A 4,619-nucleotide genomic window follows, 5' to 3' on the forward strand; every position below is an offset into this window, starting at 1 on the left:
GATCCGACTTGGCGGCGGCCGGCGCAACGGCGGCGGTCGGCGCGACGTCGGCGGCCGGCGCAACGTCGGCGGTCGGCGCCTCCTCCAGGATGAGGTGGGCGTTGGTGCCGCTGAGCCCGAAGGACGAGATGCCGGCCCGGCGGGGGTGTCCCCGGTCGGGCCAGGCGACGGCCGACGTGAGCAGCTCGATCCGCCCGGCGGACCAGTCGACGTTCGGGCTCGGCGCGTCCAGGTGCAGGGTCGGGGGCAGGACGCCGTGCCGGATGGCCTGGACCATCTTGATGATGCCGCCGACCCCGGCGGCCGCCTGGGCGTGCCCGATGTTGGACTTGAGCGACCCGAGCAGCAGCGGCTGGTCGGCGGAGCGCCCCTGGCCGTAGGTGGCGAGCAGGGCCTGCGCCTCGATGGGGTCGCCGAGCACCGTGCCGGTGCCGTGCGCCTCGACCACGTCGACCTGGTCGGCGGTCAGCTGGGCGTCGGCGAGGGTGGCCCGGATGAGCCGTTGCTGCGCCGGTCCGTTCGGTGCGGTCAGCCCGTTGCTGGCCCCGTCGGAGTTCAGCGCGCTCCCCCGGACGACGGCGAGCACCGGATGGCCGTTGCGGCGGGCGTCGCTGAGCCGCTCCAGCAGCAGCATGCCGACGCCCTCGCCCCACCCGGTGCCGTCGGCGGCGGCGGCGAACGACTTGCAGCGCCCGTCGGCGGCCAGACCGCCGTCCTGGCTGAAGCCGACGAAGGAGGCGGGGGTGGCCATCACGGTGACGCCCCCGGCGAGCGCCATCCGGCATTCGCCGGTACGCAGCGCGTGCACCGCGAAGTGCACCGCGACCAGCGACGACGAGCAGGCGGTGTCCACGGTGACCGCCGGGCCCTCCAGGCCGAGGGTGTAGGCGACCCGGCCGGACGCGACACTGGCCAGCTGTCCGGTGCCGCCGCCGTCGGCGTAGTCGTGGTAGACCACCCCGGCGAACACGCCGACCCGGTCGCCCCGGACGGCGTGCGGGTCGATGCCGGCCCGCTCGAAGGCCTCCCACGCGGTCTCCAGCATGAGCCGCTGCTGCGGGTCGGTCTCCCGGGCCTCCTTCGGGCTGATCCGGAAAAAGGCGGCGTCGAACAGGGCGGCGTCGTGCAGGAAGCCGCCGTGCCGGGTGTACGTGTGGCCGGACCGGCCCGGTTCCGGGTCGTACAGCCGGTCGGTGTCCCAGCCGCGGTCGGTGGGGAACTCGGAGATGGCGTCGGTGCCGGTGGCGACGAGGTCCCACAGCCCCTCGGGGGAGCTGACCCCGCCGGGGTAGCGGCAGCTCATCGCCACGATCGCGATGGGCTCGTGGTGCCGCTGCTCGCTCTCCCTGAGCTGGCGCTTGACGTTCTTCAGCTCGGCGGTGGCCCGCTTCAGGTAGTCGCGGAGCTTGTCGTCGTTGCTCATCTGGTCCCCTGTCGGTGCGGGCCGTCAGGACAGCCCGAGCTCGCCGTCGATGAGCTCGAAGAGCTCGTCGTCGGTGGCGTTCAGGTAGTCGTCGGAAAGTCCGGTGTCCCCGGCCCGGTCCCGCCAGCCGCGCAGCAGCGCCTCGAGCCGCGTGGTGATCAGTTCGCGGTGCCGCTCCTCCGGCGCCAGGGCCGTCAGCGCCGCACCCAGCTCGTCGATCGTGTGCAGGAGGGCGGGCTCGCCGTCGTCCGTGCCGGTGCCGAGTTCCGCGTCGACGAACGCGGCGGCGGCGCGCGCGGTCGGGTGGTCGAAGACCAGCGTCGCGGGCAGTTCCAGGCCGAGCGCCGCGCCGAGCCGTCGGCGCAGCTCCACCCCGGCGAGCGAGTCGAAGCCCAGCTCCTTGAACGGCCGGTCCGGCGGCACGGCGTCGCCGCCGGCGTGTCCGAGGACGGCGGCCACGTGCCCGCGCACGAGGTCCAGCAGGGCGTCGGTCCGGGCGCCCGCGCTCATCGCGAGGTAGCGCCGGCGCAGAGCCTGGCCGCCGGCGACGTCGTCGCGCGCCGGTTGGCGTACCCCGCCGATGCCCAGCAGCACGGCGGGCAGTTCGGTCGCGGCGGCGCGCAGCGTGGGGCGGTGCAGGCGCAGCGGCAGCAGCGCCGGCTCCTCCGCGGCGAGCGCCGCATCGAACGCGGCGGTGACCTCGGCGGCGGTCAGCGAGGGCAGGCCGAGGCGGTGCAGGCGGTCCCGGTACAGGTCGTCGCCGGCCGGCTCGACCGGGCCGAAGGCGAGCGCGACACCGGGCAGGCCGAGCGCCCGCCGGTGCCGGGCCAGGCCGTCGAGGAAGGTGCTGGCGGCGGCGGTGCCGCCCCGGCCGGCGCCGTGCAGCACGCCCGCCGAGTCGCCGCAGAGGACGAACGCGTCGAGCGCCAGCTTGCGGGTGAGGTCGTGCAGGTGCCACGCCACGTCGACGGTGCCGCTGACCGTGTCGACGACCTCGTCCGGCGTACGGGTGGCGATCAGTCCGTTCCCCGCGGCCGGCAGGGCGAGCACCACGCAGGTGACCGGCTGGTCCCCGGGAACCCCGGCGAGCAGCCCGGCGATCACCGCCGGGTCGCGGGGGTCGCCGACGCCGACGTCGGCCGTGGCGCCGAGCGCGGTGATCTCGGCGGCCAGCGCCGGCACGTCGGCGTTCCCGGTGAGCAGCAGGTGCCGGAAGCCGTGCGCCCCGACGAGGTGCCGGGCCAGCAGCGCGCCGACGCCGACGGTCCCGCCGACGACCAGGGCGGTGCCGGCGCCGAGGACCGGGCGCGGCCCGGCGGTGTCGGGCACGTCGGTGAGCCGGGGCACCAGCACGGTCTCCCCGCGTACGGCGGTCTCCGGCTCGCCGGCGCCGACGGCGGCCCGTACCGCCGCGGCCGTCTCCGTCCCCGGCGCGAGGTCGGGGGCCAGCTCGACGACCAGGAACCGGCCGGGGTGTTCGGCCTGCGCGGCGCGGAGCAGGCCCCGGGCGGCGGCGGTGGGCAGCGCGGTGGCCGCGGTGCCGGCCCGGACGACCACGACGAGCGTGGTCAGCGCGAGCCGGTCCTCGGCGAGCCAGGAGCGCAGCAGCGCGTGGGTGGCGCCCGTGGTGGCGGCCACGTCGGCGGGAACCTGGCCGGTCACCGCGGGCAGGGCGGTGACGACGTACCGGGGCGGCTGCGCCCCGAGCGCCGCGGTGAGCGACGTCAGGTCGGGGTGGGCGGGTGCCTCGTCGCCGAGGGCGAGGACGTCGGGGCCGAGCACCGTCCAGTCGCCGGTCAGCTCGGCGGCGGCGCCACCGGTGGCCGGCAGCCAGTCCAGCCGCAGCAGGGTGCCGGTGTCCGGGACGGCCAGCTGCGCCGGGTCGTACGCCCGGGTCGCCACCGACTCCGCGGTGAGCACCGGTGCGCCGGCCGCGTCCGTCACGGTGAGCCGGAGGGTGTCGGCGTCGCCCGGGGCGAGGTGCACCCGCAGGTCGGTGGCGCCCACCGCGTGCGCGGCGACCCCGGTCCAGCGGTACGCCTGGCCGCCGCCCCCGGCCAGCCGGTGCGGGTGCAGGGCCGCGTCGAGCGACGCCGCGTCCAGGGGCGCGCCGACGGCCCCGGCCGGCACGGCCAGTTCGGCGAAGACCTCGGCACCCCGCCGCCACGCGGCGGTGAGGACCACGCCCGCCGCGGCCTGTTCGTGGCCGAGCCCGGCCAGGGCCGTGGCCAGGTCGTCGATCTCGATGGGGGTGGCGCCGTGCGGCGGCCAGGTCACCGGTACGAGAGCGCTCGACGGGCCGTCGGTGGTGAGGGTGCCGGTGGCGTGCCGGAGCCAGCCTCCCTCGGCGCCCTCGACGCGGCTGCTGATGGTCACCGACCGCAGGCCGCCGGGCTCCTCGGGGGTGACCACCAGGCGCAGCGCGAGGTGGGTCCGCTCGGCCAGCACGAGCGGCTGGTCGACGACGAGTTCGCCGACCGCCGCGGCGCCGACGTGCCGGGCGGCGGTGAGGGCGAGCCCGACCAGGCCGGCCTCGGGCAGCAGGGCGACGCCGTGGACCCGGTTGCCGGCGAGCCACGGCTGGTCGGCGGCGGAGAGCCGCCCGGTGAGCACGGCGCCCCCGTCGGGCAGGTCGACGGCCGCGCCGAGCAGCGGGTGCCCGGGGTCCGCCTGGCCGAGCGTGCTGACGTCGCCGGCCGCCCGGCTGCCTCGCAGCCAGTACCGCTCGCGCTGGAACGGGTAGGTGGGCAGCTCGACCCGGCGCCCGGGGCACCAGGGTGTCCAGTCGACGGCGACGCCGCCGACGTGCAGGCGGGCGACCGCGACGGCCAGGGTGGCGGCCTCGTCGTGGTCCCGGCGCTGGGTGGCGAGGAACGTCGCGTCGCTGTCGGCCGGGAGGCAGACCGGGGCGAGCCCGGTGAGGATCGCGTCCGGGCCCACCTCGAGGTACGCCACGACGCCGCGCTCGGCGAGGGTGGTGACGGCGTCGGCGAAGCGGACGGCGTGCCGGACATGCCGTACCCAGTACTCCGGGTCGGCCAGGTCCCCCGGCTCGGTGAGCCGACCGGTCAGCGTGGACACCACCGGGATCACCGGCGCCGAGTAGCTCAGCGACCGCGCGACCGCCCGGAACTCCGCGAGCATCGGCTCCATCAGCGGCGAGTGGAACGCGTGCGACACCCGCAGCCGGGTGGAC

Annotated in this window: 2 protein-coding genes; both read right to left on the reverse strand. The window is 77.1% G+C overall.

Annotated elements, in window-relative coordinates:
* The coding region (locus V6U81_RS28870) for a type I polyketide synthase (protein ID WP_334494189.1) at window positions 1-1,423 on the reverse strand (1,423 nt) is incomplete at its 3' end.
* Window positions 1,424-1,447: 24 nt separating this feature from the next.
* Window positions 1,448-4,619, reverse strand: a 3,172-nt coding sequence (locus V6U81_RS28875) for a KR domain-containing protein (RefSeq protein WP_334494190.1), incomplete at its 5' end; no start/stop codon positions are given.

The sequence above is a fragment of the Micromonospora lacuserhaii genome, assembly GCF_036902735.1.
Classification (GTDB): domain Bacteria; phylum Actinomycetota; class Actinomycetes; order Mycobacteriales; family Micromonosporaceae; genus Micromonospora.